The sequence below is a fragment of the Burkholderia sp. Bp9099 genome (assembly GCF_003857805.1).
In the GTDB taxonomy this organism is placed as follows: domain Bacteria; phylum Pseudomonadota; class Gammaproteobacteria; order Burkholderiales; family Burkholderiaceae; genus Burkholderia.
Genome location: NZ_QTPU01000014.1, coordinates 122,933 through 137,632, shown reverse-complemented (window position 1 = coordinate 137,632; position 14,700 = coordinate 122,933). Strand labels below are relative to the sequence as shown.

General features: G+C 70.4%; 16 protein-coding genes. 11 read left to right on the top strand and 5 right to left on the bottom strand.

The window, feature by feature from the left end; genetic code table 11:
• Nucleotides 1-404: 404 nt before the first annotated feature.
• Together DIE17_RS18170 and rfaE2 are read left to right on the top strand one after the other, a co-directional pair.
• Entirely contained in the window at nt 405-1,283 is an 879-nt protein-coding gene (locus DIE17_RS18170) for a ferritin (RefSeq protein WP_059451551.1), read from the top strand.
• Nucleotides 1,284-1,445: 162 nt separating this feature from the next.
• Nucleotides 1,446-1,931: a D-glycero-beta-D-manno-heptose 1-phosphate adenylyltransferase gene (rfaE2, locus tag DIE17_RS18165; RefSeq protein WP_060110665.1), complete on the top strand. Its 486-nt coding sequence runs from the start codon at nt 1,446-1,448 to the stop codon at nt 1,929-1,931.
• Nucleotides 1,932-1,947: 16 nt separating this feature from the next.
• On the opposite strand, the gene DIE17_RS18160 is transcribed toward rfaE2, so the two are convergent.
• From DIE17_RS18160 to DIE17_RS18150, 3 genes are all read right to left on the bottom strand, one after another.
• Nucleotides 1,948-2,190, bottom strand: a complete 243-nt coding sequence (locus DIE17_RS18160; protein ID WP_044846779.1) for a hypothetical protein — start codon at nt 2,188-2,190, stop codon at nt 1,948-1,950.
• A gap of 220 nt (nt 2,191-2,410) precedes the next feature.
• The gene (locus tag DIE17_RS18155; protein ID WP_124486564.1) at nt 2,411-3,199 is read right to left on the bottom strand and encodes a type III pantothenate kinase; all 789 of its coding nucleotides are present in this window, start codon (nt 3,197-3,199) and stop codon (nt 2,411-2,413) included.
• On the bottom strand, nt 3,196-4,116 hold the full coding sequence (locus DIE17_RS18150) for a biotin--[acetyl-CoA-carboxylase] ligase (RefSeq protein WP_124520671.1): 921 nt from the start codon (nt 4,114-4,116) through the stop codon (nt 3,196-3,198). Before DIE17_RS18150 ends, DIE17_RS18155 begins: the two co-directional genes overlap by 4 nt.
• 355 nt (nt 4,117-4,471) lie before the next feature.
• On the opposite strand from DIE17_RS18150, the gene DIE17_RS37475 reads away from it, so the two are divergent.
• Nucleotides 4,472-4,636 carry a hypothetical protein gene (locus DIE17_RS37475; RefSeq protein WP_185641309.1) on the top strand — a complete coding sequence of 55 codons (165 nt, stop codon included), beginning with the start codon at nt 4,472-4,474 and terminating at the stop codon, nt 4,634-4,636.
• 50 nt (nt 4,637-4,686) lie between these two features.
• Nucleotides 4,687-5,196, top strand: a complete 510-nt coding sequence (locus DIE17_RS18145; protein WP_124520673.1) for a hypothetical protein — start codon at nt 4,687-4,689, stop codon at nt 5,194-5,196.
• A 43-nt stretch (nt 5,197-5,239) separates the two neighbouring features.
• Here the strand turns inward: DIE17_RS18145 and DIE17_RS18140 are convergent, their stop codons facing one another.
• Together DIE17_RS18140 and DIE17_RS18135 are read right to left on the bottom strand one after the other, a co-directional pair.
• Nucleotides 5,240-6,085: a tetratricopeptide repeat protein gene (locus DIE17_RS18140; protein WP_124520675.1), complete on the bottom strand. Its 846-nt coding sequence runs from the start codon at nt 6,083-6,085 to the stop codon at nt 5,240-5,242.
• 14 nt (nt 6,086-6,099) lie between these two features.
• The gene (locus DIE17_RS18135) at nt 6,100-8,169 is read right to left on the bottom strand and encodes a bifunctional 2',3'-cyclic-nucleotide 2'-phosphodiesterase/3'-nucleotidase (protein WP_124520677.1); all 2,070 of its coding nucleotides are present in this window, start codon (nt 8,167-8,169) and stop codon (nt 6,100-6,102) included.
• Between the two features lie 225 nt (nt 8,170-8,394).
• On the opposite strand from DIE17_RS18135, the gene DIE17_RS18130 reads away from it, so the two are divergent.
• The 7 genes from DIE17_RS18130 to DIE17_RS18100 all read left to right on the top strand — a co-directional run bounded on the left by DIE17_RS18130 (nt 8,395) and on the right by DIE17_RS18100 (nt 14,420).
• A complete protein-coding gene (locus tag DIE17_RS18130; RefSeq protein WP_044846763.1) occupies nt 8,395-9,519 on the top strand; it encodes an ABC transporter permease in 1,125 nt (374 codons plus the stop codon).
• Nucleotides 9,516-10,445, top strand: coding sequence for an ABC transporter ATP-binding protein (locus tag DIE17_RS18125; protein WP_124486560.1), 930 nt, complete (start codon nt 9,516-9,518; stop codon nt 10,443-10,445). The genes DIE17_RS18130 and DIE17_RS18125 overlap by 4 nt, the downstream gene beginning before the upstream one ends.
• A 27-nt stretch (nt 10,446-10,472) precedes the next feature.
• Nucleotides 10,473-11,414, top strand: coding sequence for an MlaD family protein (locus tag DIE17_RS18120; protein WP_124520679.1), 942 nt, complete (start codon nt 10,473-10,475; stop codon nt 11,412-11,414).
• Between the two features lie 89 nt (nt 11,415-11,503).
• Entirely contained in the window at nt 11,504-12,127 is a 624-nt protein-coding gene (locus tag DIE17_RS18115; protein WP_044846778.1) for an ABC-type transport auxiliary lipoprotein family protein, read from the top strand.
• Between the two features lie 19 nt (nt 12,128-12,146).
• Nucleotides 12,147-13,298 carry a VanZ family protein gene (locus tag DIE17_RS18110; RefSeq protein ID WP_124520681.1) on the top strand — a complete coding sequence of 384 codons (1,152 nt, stop codon included), beginning with the start codon at nt 12,147-12,149 and terminating at the stop codon, nt 13,296-13,298.
• Between the two features lie 146 nt (nt 13,299-13,444).
• Nucleotides 13,445-13,762, top strand: a complete 318-nt coding sequence (locus DIE17_RS18105; protein ID WP_044846759.1) for a (2Fe-2S) ferredoxin domain-containing protein — start codon at nt 13,445-13,447, stop codon at nt 13,760-13,762.
• A gap of 13 nt (nt 13,763-13,775) precedes the next feature.
• Entirely contained in the window at nt 13,776-14,420 is a 645-nt protein-coding gene (locus DIE17_RS18100) for an alpha/beta hydrolase (protein WP_124486557.1), read from the top strand.
• The last annotated feature ends 280 nt before the right edge of the window (nt 14,421-14,700 follow it).

The following is a 14,700-nucleotide window of genomic DNA, read 5'->3' as shown; positions in this document are numbered from 1 at the left end:
CACCGCCGTTGGCGGCCCGCGACCGGTTCCGCGTCTCGGAACCGTCATGTGTGCGTGCTATCATGGCCGCCGCCGTATACACCATATCGAGCAGCCCGCCGGTCCGGCGGTCGCACGGGAACCCGTCCGGGGACCGCGTGGCGCCGGGCGGGCTCGCCACCGAGCCGGCCTGCGCCGGCCCCCACATCAGGCACGCGCGGTCGGTTCCGTTCGAGTGGAGCGGGGTCGCGGCGTGCTTCAAGGCGGCTACGCGGCCGCCCGGCTGCCGAACGCGGAATCTGCGTCCGGGGGCTGGATTCACGCGTAAAATTAGAGTCTTGGCTGCAAAAAGCGCGTTCGCGCGCCCGCGCGGCAACAGTCACGTTTAGAGAAGTCGCATTGCGCAGAACAGGGGTGGGACCATCATGAACACCATGCTTTATCCGGAACTTTACAGGTCGCTCGAAGCTGTCCGCTGGGACATGGAGAAGGACATTCCGTGGGACAAGTTCGACGCTTCGCTGCTCACCGACGAGCAGGCGAAGACGATCAAGATGAACGCGATCACCGAATGGTCGGCGCTGCCCGCGACGGAAATGTTCCTGCGCGACAACCAGCACGACAGCGATTTTTCCGCGTTCATGAGCGTGTGGTTCTTCGAGGAGCAGAAGCACTCGCTCGTGCTGATGGAATACCTGCGCCGCTTCCGGCCGGAAATGGTGCCGACCGAAGAGGAACTGCACGCGGTGCGCTTCGAGTTCGACCCGGCGCCGCCGCTCGAGACGCTGATGCTGCACTTCTGCGGCGAGATCCGCCTGAACCACTGGTATCGCTGCGCGGCCGACTGGCACACCGAGCCGGTCATCAAGCACATCTACGAAACGATCTCGCGCGATGAAGCGCGCCACGGCGGCGCTTACCTGCGCTACATGAAGAAGGCGCTGAACAACTGCGGCGACGTCGCGCGCGCGGCGTTCGCGAAGATCGGCGTGCTGATGGCGTCGGCGCGCCGCACCGAGAAGCCGCTGCACCCGACCAACCTGCACGTGAACCAGGCGCTGTTCCCGCGCGACACCGTGCAGTCGCGCCTGCCCGATCCGGAATGGCTCGAGCGCTGGCTCGACGAGCAGATCCGTTTCGACGGCGAGTGGGAAAAGAAGGTCGTCGAGCGGATCCTGCACAACCTGTCGATCCTGTTCGAGCGCACCTTCGCGACCGCGCAGGAACTGAACCGCTATCGCAAGGAAGTCACCGGCCGCCTGCAGTCCGAAAGCGGCCCGTCGTCGGCCGCGCAACCGGCCTGAGGCCGCGCGGCGTCGCAGCCGGCGTGAAGCGCCGCCGGCCGCGCTCGCCGCCCCGTATTCCCGCATGAAGCCCGCCCGGCGATCCGGCGGGCTTTTTATCTGGCGCCGCCGTGTTCCGTCGCGACGTGCACCGCGCGCCGCTCACGCCATCCGAAATCCATCATGTCCGCTACCTTCGAACGCAAGCTGATCACCCGTGACGCCCTGGTTGCGCTGCGCGCTTCGCTGCCTTCGCCCGTCGTGTTCACGAACGGCGTGTTCGACATCCTGCACCGTGGCCACGTCACCTATCTCGCCGATGCGAAGGCGCTCGGCGCATGCCTGATCGTCGGCGTGAACAGCGATGCGTCGGTGCGCATGCTCGGCAAGGGCGACGACCGGCCGATCAACCGCGAGGACGACCGCATGGCGCTGCTCGCGGCGCTGGAAAGCGTCGACTGGGTCGTGAAGTTCGAGGAGAAGACGCCGGTGTCGCTGATCGAGGCCGTCCGTCCGGACATTCTCGTGAAGGGCGGCGACTACGACATGGACGCGCTGCCGGAATCGGCGATCGTGCGCGGCTGGGGCGGGCGGGCGCTCGCGATTCCGTTCGAGCACGACCGCTCGACCACCGCGCTGCTGAAGAAGGTGCGCGCGCAGCAGTCCTGATGCGGGTGCCGCGCCGTCAGGGCGCGGATGCCGCGAACGGCTCGGCCGGGACGGCCGGCGCGCCGATCGGGCCGCCGATCACCGGCTGATCGGCCGCCTGCGCGAGCGGCATCGCATGCAGCGCCTCGGGCCGCACCTGCCGGGACAGCACGCCCGGTTCGCGCGGACCGGCCGCCGGCAGCGGCCCGAACACGCCGCGCACGGCGACGAACGCGAGCAGGTTCGCGAGAAAGAGAACAGCGATCAGCCAGCGCAGCATCGTCGACACTCCTCGTCGTTGTTCAGTCGTTCAGTCGGGACGGTCGCACGGCGGGCGTCGTCGTCGTCGCCGGCGATCGTTCGCGTCGACCGGGGCCGCATGCGGCCGGGCTCTCCGCAGGGGCGCCAGGCACCGGCGCCCGTTTTTCCATCGTCACCGCGACGAAGCCCGCAGCCGGGCATCCGTCGATGCGGCCGGCGCGATGCCGGCCGGTTTTACGTCAATCCTGCGCCGCCGCTTCCACGGCGATCAGCGCAAGCCCGGACAGGATCAGCGCATCGTGCCGCGTATGCGGCAGCGTCAGCGCACGCGCGACGTCGTCGGCCGCACCGCCTGCCAGCACGAGCCGCACGGGGGCCTGCCACGCATCGGCGAGATCGCGCCACGCGCGTTCGATCAGCCCCGCCTGCGCGTACAGGCAGCCGGCCGACAGCGAGCGCGGCGTATCGACCTGGAACGGCTCGGCCTGCGCGCCCGCGAGCAGCCCGCTCGCGATGTCGGTGGTCAGCGTCGGCAATTGCGCGGTGTGCGTGCCGAGCGCGCGCATCATCAGCGCCCAGCCCGGCGCGATCAGCCCGCCGGTGAAACGACCGTCCGCCCGCAGCGCTTCGAGCGTCGTCGCCGTGCCGAACGTCGCGATCAGCAGATGCTCGCCCGGAAACGCCGCATGCGCGCCGATCAAACCGGCCCAGCGATCGCTGCCGAGCTGTTCGGGCGTCGTATAGCCGTTCGTCACGCCGCATTGCGCGGGCCGCGAGCGGATCGTCGTGCGCGGCAGGCCGGGCCAACGGGCGTCGAGCAGCGCGTCGAGCCGGGCGGCCACGTCGGCACCCGCGACGTTCGAGATCCATGCGCCGCGCGGACGCGGCACGGCCGACCAGTCGGGGTCGGCGCCGCCGTCGCGCGTATGGCCGAACGCGCCGGTGTCGACGAGCGTGCGCTGCGCGTCGGCGAGCGCCCACTTGATCCGGCTGTTGCCGGCGTCGATCAGCAGATGCGGTTCGTTCATTGCGCTTCGCGCAGCGATACGTCGCCGGCCGCGATCGCCCGCACGCCATCGGGCGTGTCGAGCAGCAACTGGCCGGTCGCGTCGATGCCGGTCGCGATGCCGCGCGCGCGTTCGACACCCTGTTCGAGCAGCACGACTTCGCGCCCCGCGTACGCGTGCAGCGCGTGCCAGCGCGGCAGGAACGGCGCGAGCCCGTCGGTGCCGAACTGCGCGAGGGCGGGGGTGAGCGCGTTCAGCGCCGCGGCGAGCGTATCGGTGAGGTTGGCCGATGCGCACGCGGCCGACAGCGCGGCCGGCGGCAGCCCGCTCGCGAGCGTCGCTTCGCGCGCGCGCAGCGCGTCGACCTGCGCGGCGACGGCTTCCGCGCCGCGCACGTTGATGCCGAAGCCGATCACGACGGCGGTCGCGTCGGCGGTGGTCCAGACGGTTTCGATCAGGATCCCGGCGAGCTTGCCGACGATGCGCGGCGTGCCGTCGTCGGTGACCGTCAGCAGCAGGTCGTTCGGCCATTTCAGCGCGACGCGCGTGCGGGCGTCGAGCGGCAGCGCGGCGAGCCCTTCCGCGAGCGCGACGCCGATCGCGATGCTGAGGCCGCCGAGCGCGTCCACGGGGCGCGGCACGATGCAGCCGACCGAGCACAGCAGCGCGTTGCCGGGCTGCGCGAACCACGGGCGGCCTTGCCGGCCGCGGCCGGCCGTCTGCTCGAACGCGACGCGCACGAGCGGCGCGGGCAGCGCGTTCGCGGCGCGCGGCAGCGCCTTGAGGCGCGTCGCGACGTCGGCGTTGGTCGAGCCGGTGGCGGCAACGATGTCGAGCGGCCACGCGCGCGGCGCGGCATCCAGGTGCGCCTCGAGCCGGTTGCGCGCGATGTGCGCGTCGCCGGAATCGGGCGTGTCGGAGGAGGTGGGGGCGTTCATGGTGGCTATTGTAGCGACAGGGGCGGAAGCGGCGCTTGGATGCACCGGCAGCGAGATCGACGGTGACGGCCGCGCATCCGGCTCGGCTATCTGTTTTTCAGGCTCGGCTTGCACGGGCGCGCGCGAATGCTCGCAGTCTGTGTCCTGCTTGACCGCGGGCCTGTTGCCGCTTGCGCCTGCCGAACCCGGCACAGTCGCGTACCGCCGCCGGCCGGCATCTTGAATTTGGCGACCGGCACGACTACGTTCGAAGTATCCGCTCTGGCGGCGCGTTCGACGGTGTTGCCGGCAGTAACGCAGACGAATCGGCGCGCGCCGGCGCGTCCTCGTCGTTGCCGCATCGACGGAAATGGCGATGAACCCGCTTCATTCGGGTTCGAGCCCGTCCAGCCTGTTCGCGCGCCTTCACCGCAAGACGCGCCGGATCGCCGATGCCGCCGGGCTCCCGACGACGTGTGCCTGTCGCCGGCTGATGAACTCGCTCGAGTCGGCATGGTCGGCGGTGCGAGCGGGTACGTAGCATAGGCACCGGCGCTGATGCGGCGGCCGACCGTTTTCAAGGAGGTGGCCATGCAACTCCACATGCATTCGCACCATTACGTGCGCCGCATTCCGGTGTGGCGAGCCGCCGTGATCGGCGGGTTCGTGGCCGGTGCGGTTTTCCTCGTCGTCCAGGTCGTCGCGGCGGCAATCATCGGACACGACGCGTGGGCGCCGCTGCGCATGATCGCGGCCATCTACTTCGGCGATGACGCGCTCGCGCCGTCGGCCACGGTCGAAGTGGGGACGCTGCTGGCCGCGCTGGGCGTGCACTTCGCGTTGTCGATCGTATTTGCGCTGGTCCTGGCCGTGATCATTGCGTGTTTCAGCCTGGATTCGAGCATCGGGATGGCCAGCGTGGCGGGGGCCGTGTTCGGCGTGCTGCTGTACGTCGTCAACTACTACGGGATGACGCAGTTGTTTCCGTGGTTCGCCGACGCGCGAGGCTGGGTGAGCGCGCTCGATCACATCGTCTTCGGACTGATCGTGTCCGACTCGTACATGCGCCTGGAACGACCCGCGCGGAGCGGCGCCGCCTGACGCCGGATGCCGCGACGGCACCCGGCCAGGCGGCTCGCGCGCATCACGGCGCGATGACCGGGTGCTTCAGCGCATGCGCGGTTTCGATCCACTGCGCGTGGAATTCGTCCGCGTCGGGCTTGAGCCCCAGCTCGCCGTTGCGATACGCCATCGCGAGCGTCTGCACGGCTTCCGGCAGCTCGTGTTCCGCCGCCCGGCGATACAGCGCGAGCGCGCGCGCTTCGTCGCGCGGCACGCCGCTGCCTTCGCGGTACGCGTTCGCGAGCATGAAGTCCGCGGCCGGGAGGTCCGCGCGCGACGCGAGCTCGAACCAGTGCGCGGCCTGCACGGCGTCCGCGGCGGTGCCGTAGCCGCTGCGATAGATCAGCCCGAGGTAATACGCGGCGGCCGGATCGCCCTGTCCGGCCGCTTCGCCGAGCAGCGCGCGGGCGCGTGCGTAATCCTTCGGGATGTCGCCGCTGCCGAGCAGCAGAGCCTTGCCGAGTGCCAGCTGCGCACGCCGCGCGGCCGGCGTGTCGGCACGGCCGTCCGCCTGCGCGGCGGTTTCCAGCCAGCCGCGTCCCTCGTCGCGCAGCCCCGGCTCGCGCGCATCGACGAGCGCGATGCCGAGCGCCGCCTGCGCGTCGCCCGAACCGCGGCGCGCGAGGGCGCGCAACTGCGCGAGCGCATGCGGCTCGACGGCCTGCGCGACCATCGCCTGCCATTCGTCGAGCTGCGCGGCGCTCGGCGAGGGGCCGGCGGCGCGCCAGCCGGTCGCGGCGACCACGGCCGCGACGGTCACGGCCGCCGCCGCGAGCAACGCGGCCGGCGGGAGTTTCGCGCGCAGCACGCGCCGCGCGGCGGCGGCGAAGCCGGCCTCGGCCGGCCGCATCGTCCGGATCGGTTGCATCGCGGGTCTCATGGTCATTGCGTGATGTCGATCTCGTAGACGGCGAGGTTCTTGCCCGAGCCGTCGTCGGCCGCAACCTGCGTGAGGCCGCTCAGGCCGGCAGCCGCCGCGTCGCCGAGCCGGTTCGGCGCGGACGTGAACCGCACGTGCGCGACCGAGCTCGCGAGCTTCGTGAAGCGCCAGCTGCGCTGCGCGCCGTCGGCCGCGCGCGTGATCGCGCCGCGTTTCTTGATGAATGCGATCAGCACGTCGCGGTTCGCGTCGGGCGACGCGAAGATCGTCTTGCTGCCGTCGAGGCCCGGGAAGTTGCCGCCGCCGCTCGCGCGGTAGTTGTTGGTCGCGACGATGAACTGCGCGTTCGGGTCGATCGGCGCGCCCTTGTACGTCAGGTTCCTGATGCGGCTGCCGACCGGCTGCGTGACGTCGATCTCGTACGCGAGATCGGCGGACGTGAACATGTCGAAGTTGTAGCCGGGGAAGCTGCTGACGAGCGGCTGCACGGTCGCCTGGGTCGGGTCGATCGTGTTGAAGCGTTTCGCGGCCGTCTCGAGCCAGTTCTTCACGTCGCTGCCGCTCACCTTCACCGCGTACACGGTGTTCGGATACAGGTACAGGTCGGCCGCGTTGTTGATCGCGAGCGCGCCGGGCGCGACGTCGGTGTAGTCGCTGCCGCCGCCGAAGCCGCTCTTGAACGGCGCGCTGACCGACAGCACCGGCAGCGACGCGTATTGCGGCAGGTTCGCCTGCACGTAGGTCTTCACGTAGTCGGCCTGCGCCTCGTTGACGATCTGGATCGCGCCCGGATCGCCGACGTCGGCGAAGTACGAGTTCATCCGGTAGTCGGTCGAGCCGATCGGCGTCTTCACGTAGTCGATCGTCGCCTGGTGCTCGGCGGCGATCGCGGCGGACACCGACGGATCGGCGGCGACGTAGCTCTTGTCCGCGTTCTGGATCGGCCGCGCCTCGACGGTCGTCTGCGACTTGTCGACGCTCCAAGTCTTGCCGTCGAACTCAAGACCGAGCTTGATCACGCCGAGATGCTTGCCCCAGTAGTTGGCCATCACGGTCGGCACGCCGTTGACGGTGCCCTTCGCCTTGTCGACGCCCGGCAGGTTGAACTGCGCCACGGTGCTGTTCGCGTCCGGGAACACCTGGTGCGAGTGGCCGATCAGCATCGCGTCGATGCCGGGCACCTTCGACAGCCACCAGCTGCCGTTCTCCATCGTCGGCGAGTACGCGGTGTTGTCGAGGCCGCCGTGCGAGATCGCGACGACGAGGTCGGCGCCCTTCGCGCGCATCTCCGGAACGTACTTCTCGGCCGCTTCCTTCAGGCCGGTCGTGTAGACCTTGCCGTCGAGCCAGCGCTTGTCCCAGCTCATGATCGCGGGCGGCGTGAAGCCGATGATGCCGATCTTCACCGGCGCGCTGACGGTCTTGCCGTCGGGCGTGACGGCCGTCACCGTGCGGGTGAGGATCGTGTACGGCGTGAACAGCGGCGCGTTGGTCCTCGCGCTGATCACGTTCGCGAGCACCTGCGGGAAGTTCGGGCCCGCGCACTTCTTCTGCTGAGCGGGGGCCGGCAGCCCGTCGACGTCGAACGTGTTGCCGGTCACCTGCGACAGGTACGGCAGCCCGTAGTTGAACTCATGGTTGCCGATCCCGCCGCCGTCGAACTTCGCGGCGTTCATCACCTTGTAGATCGCGAGCGTCTGGTCGCAGCCGATCGGGTTCACGAGCGCCTGGTAGTCCGACAGCGCGGTGCCCTGGATCGTGTCGCCGTTGTCGAGCAGCAGCGTGTTCGGGTACTGCGCGCGCGCCTGCGCGATCAGCGTCGACACGCGCTCGAAACCGAGCGACTTGTCGGCGGCGAGCTTGAAATAGTCGTACGACAGCACGTTGGTGTGCAGGTCGGTCGTTTCGAGCAGCGCGAGCGTGGCGGTCGTGCCGGCGGGCGCCTGGGCCTGCGTCTGCGATGACGGCGGAGCGGTGACGTCATCGCCGCCGCAACCGGCGAGGGCGAAGGCGAGGCTGGCGAGTGCGGCGGCGGCGGTCGCGCGGCGGCGGGAAAGCGGGGGGAGACGCATCGATTGTCCTGTTCGGTGTTCTGTTCTATGAATCGCGAGGCGCGCCGCGAGATGGCGGCGCGGGCGCCGACGGCCTGATGTGCGGCGCGTGAGAGTATCGAAAGGAAACGTGACGGAAGAATGAAAGGTCGCGCCCGGCCGCGCGCCCCGGCGGCAATCCTCACGTCGCGGCGCCGGGCGGTTCGCTACAATGGCCGCTGTCATCCTTTTGCAAACAATCCGCCCTTGGACTTCGAGACTCCTCCCGGCCTGTCGGTCGACGCCGGCGGCCAGGGTCAGACGGTGCGCCTGTACGGCCAATGGACCGCACTCGCGCTTGCGCGCAACCGCGGCGCGGTCGCGCGCCGCATCGCGGGCATCGCGTCCGGGCGCGTGAACGAATGGGATCTGTCCGGCATCGAGCGACTCGACCACGTCGGCGGCCAGGCGCTGTGGCGCGTGTGGGGCCGCAAGCTGCCGGCCGGCGTCGAGCTGTCCGCCACGCAGCGCACGATCTTCGAGCGGATCGAACGCCTCGACAGCCAGCGCGAGGCGCCCGAGCGCGTCGTGCGGTTCGATCCCGTCACGCGCCTCGGCCAGGCGATCTTCGCGTTCGCCGAACACCTGCAGGGCGGCATCGCGATGTTCGGCCTCGTGATCCTCGATGCGCTGTCGGTGCTGCGCCGCCCACAGACGATGCCGTGGAAGGAAACCTCGGCAAACATCTACAGCGCCGGCGCGCAGGCGCTGCCGATCACCGCGCTGGTCGCGTTCCTGATCGGCATCGTGCTGAGCTACCTGTCCGCGCAGCAGCTGCAGATGTTCGGCGCGAACCGCTACATCGTGAACATCCTCGGGCTGTCGGTGATCCGCGAGCTGGGGCCCGTGCTGTCGGCGATCCTCGTCGCGGGCCGCTCGGGCTCGGCGATCACCGCGCAGATCGGCGTGATGCGCGTGACCGAGGAGCTCGACGCGATGCGCGTGATGGGCATCCCGCACGGGTTGCGGCTGATCCTGCCGCGCGTGCTCGCGCTCGGCGTCGCGATGCCGCTGCTCGTGATGTGGACCAACATCATCGCGCTCACCGGCGGCGCGCTCGCCGCGAAGCTGGTGCTCGGCATCGACGTCAACTATTTCGTGCGCTCGCTGCCGGGCGTCGTGCCGATCGCGAACCTGTACATCGGCATCGGCAAGGGTGTCGTGTTCGGCATGCTGATCGCGCTGGTCGCCTGTCATTTCGGTTTCCGGATCAAGGCGAACTCGCAGAGCCTCGGCGAAGGGACGACGACCTCGGTCGTCTCGTCGATCACGGTCGTGATCCTGGCCGACGCGGTGTTCGCGATCCTGTTCCAGAACGTGGGGCTCGGATGAATGCGTCGAACGAACCGGCGGCCGGTGCCGCCAGCGCACATGCCGCGGCAATCGGCGCAGGCTCGGTCGGCACGCCGCCGGGCGCCGCCGTGCCCGGCGACGACCTCGTGATCGAGGTGCGCAACCTGACGAAGCGCTACGGGCGCAACATCATTCACCAGAAGCTCGATTTCGACGTGCGGCGCGGCGAGATCGTGGCGATCGTCGGCGGCTCGGGCTCGGGCAAGACGACGCTGGTGCGGCAGATCCTCGGCCTCGAGCGGCCGACGTCGGGCACGATCAAGGTGTTCGGCGAGGACACGTCGAAGATCGACGACGCGACCGCGCGGATGATGCGCACGCGCTCGGGGATGCTGTTCCAGCAGGGCGCGCTGTTTTCGTCGATGACGGTGTTCGACAACGTCGCGCAGCCGTTGCGCGAGCTCGGCCGCGTGCCGCCCGACCTGCTGCACGACATCGTGATGCTGAAGCTCGAGATGGTCGGGCTGCCGTGCAAGCACGCGTCGAAGATGCCGGCCGCGCTGTCGGGCGGGATGGTGAAGCGGGTCGGCATCGCGCGCGCGATCGCGCTCGAGCCGGAGCTGCTGTTCCTCGACGAGCCGACCGCCGGCCTCGACCCGCAGGCGTCCGACGAATTCGTCGAGCTGATCGCGACGCTGCACCGCACGCTCGGGCTGACGGTCGTGATGGTGACGCACGATCTCGACACGATGGTCGCGCTGTCGACGCGCGTCGCGGTGCTGGCCGACCGCAAGGTGCTGGTCGCGGCCCCCGTCGAGGAGGCCGCGAACGTCGACCATCCGTTCATCCACGAATATTTCCTGGGGCTGCGCGGGCGCCGCGCACTGCAGGCGCTGCCGCCCGAGCGGCGCGCGAAGCTGCCGAAGGCGGCCCTCGAACCGGCGCCGTCGAGCGTCGATCTGTAAGCAAGGCAAGAAGCAAGGAACCCGCGAATGGAAAACAAATCACATGCGTTCTGGGCCGGCCTGTTCACGATCGCGCTGACGCTCGCGATCGCGGGCACCGTGTTCTGGTTCAACGTCGACCGTACCGTGCGCGTGCCGTACGACCTGCTCGCGCGCACCAACGTGACGGGCCTGTTCCCCGATGCGGCCGTGCGTTTTCGCGGCCTCGACGTCGGCAAGGTGCAGTCGATCGGCTTCGATCGCGCGCATCCGGGCCAGATCCGGATCCGGATCCTCGTCGATCGCGACGCGCCGATCACGCAGTCGACCTACGGCAGCCTCGGCTTCCAGGGCGTGACGGGCATCGCGTTCGTGCAGCTCGAGGATACGGGGCGCGACCTGGCGCCGCTGCCGTCGTCGCCGAAGGCGATCGCGCAGATCCCGATGCGGCCGAGCCTGTTCGACCAGATCCAGGAGCGCGGCGACGTGCTGCTGCGGCAGCTCGAGCTGGCGGCGAAAAGCGCGAACGCGCTGATGTCGCCGGAGATGCGCGAGCAGCTGCGCGCGACGGCCGAAAGCCTGCAGCACGCGGCGGACGGCGCGGCGACGCTGTCGAAGCAGCTCGCGCCGGCGGTGGCCGCGCTGCCGGAGACGATGCACCAGGTCGATCGCGCGATGGCATCGGCGAACACGCTGCTGCAGCCGAACGGGCCGCTCGTGTCGAACCTGAACAAGGCCGGCTCGGCTGCCGAGCAGGTCGGCGTCGCGCTGAACGACCTGAACGCGCGGGTCCAGTACGACACGCTGCCGCGTTTCAACGCGCTGGCCGGCAGCGTCGGCGATGCGTCGCGGCAATTGAAGGACGTCGCCGGTGAACTCGGCCGCAACCCGCGCAGTCTGTTGTTCGGCTCGCCCGGCTCCGCGCCCGGGCCCGGCGAGGCGGGCTTCGTCTGGCCGGGGGCCGGGGCCGGGGCCGCGGCCGGGAAATGAAGCGCATCGCCAGCCCGCCGCTCGACCGGCCCGGCGCGAGACCGGGCCATCACGCCATCGAAACCGGAAACATCATGCAGGAACATGCCATGCCACGAATCCTTGACCGCGCGCTGCGTCCGGCAGCGACCGCGCTCGCGGTGCTGACGCTCGCGTTCGCTGCCGGCTGCGCCGGCAACGCCGCGGCGCTGTCGAACGTCCGCTACGACCTCGGGCCGGCCGCATCGGTCGTCACGGCCGGCACCGGGCCCGCGCTGAAGGTGCTCGACGTCGCCGCGCCCGACGCGCTCGACACGGACAAGTTCGTCTACCGCCTCGCGTATGCGGATGCGCAGCGCATGGCCGTCTATCGCGACAGCCGCTGGACCGCGCCACCCGCGCAACTGCTCACGCAGCGGCTGCGCGGCGCGCTGTCGTCGCGCGGCGCGGTGCTCGAAGGTACCGACGGCGTGCGCGCGCCGACGCTGAAGGTCGACCTGAACGAATTCGAGCAGGTGTTCGACGGGCAGTCGCAGAGCCACGGCGCGGTCACCGCGCGCGCGACGCTGATGCAGGACGGCAAGGTGCTCGGCCAGCGCACCTTCGTCGCGCGCGCGCCGTCGAGCACGCCCGATGCGGAAGGCGGCGCGCGTGCGCTCGCGGCCGCGAGCGACGAGCTCGTGTCGCAGATCGCCGCGTGGGTCGGCGTGCAGGCGTACGCGGGCAACCCGTGACGCACCACGCGCAGCCGCGATGAGCGCGCCGGGCACGTCGCGCGCGTCGTCGCTGGCGCGGCAGGCGTTCGCCGCGTATGCGGCGCTCGTCGTCTATGCATCGCTGTATCCGTTCGACGGCTGGGTGTCGCTCGGCATCGGGCCGTTCGACTACCTGTTCGCGCCGATGCAGCGCTATGTGACCGCGTTCGACGTGGTCACCAACGTGCTCGGCTACCTGCCGTTCGGCGCGCTCGGCGTGCTCGCGCTGCATCCGCGCTGGCGCGGCGTGGCCGCGACGCTGATCATCGGCGGCCTCGGCGTGCTGCTGTCGGGGTCGATGGAGGCGCTGCAGACCTACCTGCCGACGCGTGTCGCGTCGAATCTCGACCTCGCGGCCAACGCGCTCGGCGCGCTGCTCGGCGCGGCGCTCGCGGCACCGGCCACCGGCGCGCTGCTCGAGCGCGGCGCGCTGCGCCGGCTGCGCTTCGCGTGGTTCGAGCCCGACGGCGCGACGCCGCTGCTGCTCGCCGGACTGTGGCCGTTCGCGATCCTGTTTCCGTCGCCGTTCCTGTTCGGCATCGGCGACTGGCCGGCCGCGCTGTGGGAACGCGCCGAGGGCTCGATGCAGGACGCGCTGCTCGCGTGGCTGCCGGCCGCGTGGCGCGTGAGCGAATGGCCCGAGCGTGTCGACGGCTGGCTGTCCGACTCCGCGTGGGAAGCCGCGCTCGGTGGCCTGATGCTGTTCGCCGCGCTGGCGATCGCGTCGCTCGCGATGCGCGAGCGCGCGCCGCGCGTGCGGCTCCTGATCGGGTTCGTCGTCGCGACGCTCGCGCTGAAGGCGGCCGCGACCTTCATGCAGTCGAGCACCGGCCTCGTCGTCGTGTGGGCGACGCCCGGTGCGCGGCTCGGCATCGAGCTCGGCTTCGCGGCGGCCCTGCTCGCATTGCGCGTGCCGGCCGCGTGGCGCGCGCTGCTCGCGGCGCTCGCGCTGCTGGCCGGCGTGGCGCTCGTCAACCTGCTGCCCGTCAACCCGTTCTTCGACTTCACGCTGTCGGGCTGGCGGCAGGGCCGCTACGTGCACTTCAACAGCATCGCGCGCTGGCTCGCGTGGATCTGGCCCTACGCGGCGCTGATCTGGCTCGGCCAGCGCGTCGAGCACGCGTGGCTGCCGGCCGCGCCGCGGCGCTGACGCGGCACGCCGGGCAGGGCGGCCACGGTTCGGTCGCGGGCAGCGGCGCGCGCCGCTCGTTATAATCGTCCGCACATCCGTTGCCGCGCGCAACGGCGATCGCCCCTCTTTCCGCCCGGCACCGCGCCGGGCCGCTCGTCACCATCATGGATTCCTACTACCAGCACCACGTCTTCTTCTGCCTGAACCAGCGCGACCCGGGCGCCGAGCGTCCGAGCTGCGCGCAATGCGATGCGCAGACCATGCAGGAATACGCGAAAAAGCGCGTGAAGGAACTCGGCCTCGCGGGGCCCGGCAAGGTCCGCATCAACAAGGCCGGCTGCCTCGACCGCTGCGAGGAAGGGCCCGTGATGGTCGTGTATCCGGAAGGCACGTGGTACACGTACGTCGACCAGGCCGACATCGACGAGATCGTCGAATCGCACCTGCGCGACGGCAAGGTCGTCGAGCGCCTGAAGATCTGAGCGGGCCGGCAGAATGAACGTTCATACGCAGAAGTCGCTGATCGCCGGCCCGGTCGGGCAGATCGAAATCGCGGTCGACCTGCCGGACGCCATGCGCGACGGCAGCGCCGCGCCGCGCGGCATCGCGCTCGTCGCGCACCCGCATCCGCTGTTCGGCGGCACGATGGACAACAAGGTCGCGCAAACCCTTGCGCGCACGCTGGTCCAGCTCGGCTACGTGGTGTACCGGTCCAACTTCCGCGGCGTCGGCGCGACCGAGGGCGTGCACGACAACGGCATCGGTGAGGCCGACGACCTGCTTGCCGTGCTCGCGCACATGCGCGCGCAGCCCGCGTGTGCGGACCTGCCGCTCGTGCTCGCGGGCTTCTCGTTCGGCACCTTCGTGCTGTCGCATGTCGCGAAGCGGCTGCGCGACGCGGGCGAGACGATCGAGCGGATGGTGTTCGTCGGCACGGCCGCGAGCCGCTGGCAGGTCGCCGAGGTGCCGGAGAACACGCTGGTGATCCACGGCGAAACCGACGACACGGTGCCGATCGCGTCGGTGTACGACTGGGCGCGGCCGCAGGAACTGCCGGTCGTCGTGATCCCCGGCGCCGAGCATTTCTTCCATCGCAAGCTGCACGTGCTGAAGCGCATCATCGTCGACGCGTGGCGTTGATGCGCTGAACCCGGCGTGCGGCGCCGCTGCCGCACGCGTGCGATGTCGCCGCTCGCGCGACATCGCGCCGCATCGTGTCACGGCACGGTCGCACATGCCCGCTGCGGCGCGGCGCAATCCGACTTGCACGGCGCCTGCGCACGCCTTTCGCGCGGCTTCGATCACCCTCTCTCGCAGCGAAGCCTCGCCATCCTCTCGAAGTCGGCGTGCGGCCGCCCGGGCCACGGTTCCCGAAAACGCCGTTCGCAGCCACGTATAATGGCCGCAATTCGCGTCGCCC

Excerpts from the sequence above, each read along its gene's own strand:
- DIE17_RS18120 (WP_124520679.1), top strand. The coding sequence starts at position 10,473 with ATGGAAAACAAATCACATGCGTTCTGGGCCGGCCTGTTCACGATCGCG.
- DIE17_RS18110 (WP_124520681.1), top strand. The coding sequence starts at position 12,147 with ATGAGCGCGCCGGGCACGTCGCGCGCGTCGTCGCTGGCGCGGCAGGCG.
- DIE17_RS37475 (WP_185641309.1), top strand. The coding sequence starts at position 4,472 with ATGAACCCGCTTCATTCGGGTTCGAGCCCGTCCAGCCTGTTCGCGCGC.
- rfaE2 (WP_060110665.1), top strand. The coding sequence starts at position 1,446 with ATGTCCGCTACCTTCGAACGCAAGCTGATCACCCGTGACGCCCTGGTT.
- DIE17_RS18145 (WP_124520673.1), top strand. The coding sequence starts at position 4,687 with ATGCAACTCCACATGCATTCGCACCATTACGTGCGCCGCATTCCGGTG.
- DIE17_RS18155 (WP_124486564.1), bottom strand. The coding sequence starts at position 3,199 with ATGAACGAACCGCATCTGCTGATCGACGCCGGCAACAGCCGGATCAAG.
- DIE17_RS18160 (WP_044846779.1), bottom strand. The coding sequence starts at position 2,190 with ATGCTGCGCTGGCTGATCGCTGTTCTCTTTCTCGCGAACCTGCTCGCG.
- DIE17_RS18125 (WP_124486560.1), top strand. The coding sequence starts at position 9,516 with ATGAATGCGTCGAACGAACCGGCGGCCGGTGCCGCCAGCGCACATGCC.
- DIE17_RS18115 (WP_044846778.1), top strand. The coding sequence starts at position 11,504 with ATGCCACGAATCCTTGACCGCGCGCTGCGTCCGGCAGCGACCGCGCTC.
- DIE17_RS18105 (WP_044846759.1), top strand. The coding sequence starts at position 13,445 with ATGGATTCCTACTACCAGCACCACGTCTTCTTCTGCCTGAACCAGCGC.
- DIE17_RS18135 (WP_124520677.1), bottom strand. The coding sequence starts at position 8,169 with ATGCGTCTCCCCCCGCTTTCCCGCCGCCGCGCGACCGCCGCCGCCGCA.
- DIE17_RS18100 (WP_124486557.1), top strand. The coding sequence starts at position 13,776 with ATGAACGTTCATACGCAGAAGTCGCTGATCGCCGGCCCGGTCGGGCAG.
- DIE17_RS18150 (WP_124520671.1), bottom strand. The coding sequence starts at position 4,116 with ATGAACGCCCCCACCTCCTCCGACACGCCCGATTCCGGCGACGCGCAC.
- DIE17_RS18170 (WP_059451551.1), top strand. The coding sequence starts at position 405 with ATGAACACCATGCTTTATCCGGAACTTTACAGGTCGCTCGAAGCTGTC.
- DIE17_RS18140 (WP_124520675.1), bottom strand. The coding sequence starts at position 6,085 with ATGCAACCGATCCGGACGATGCGGCCGGCCGAGGCCGGCTTCGCCGCC.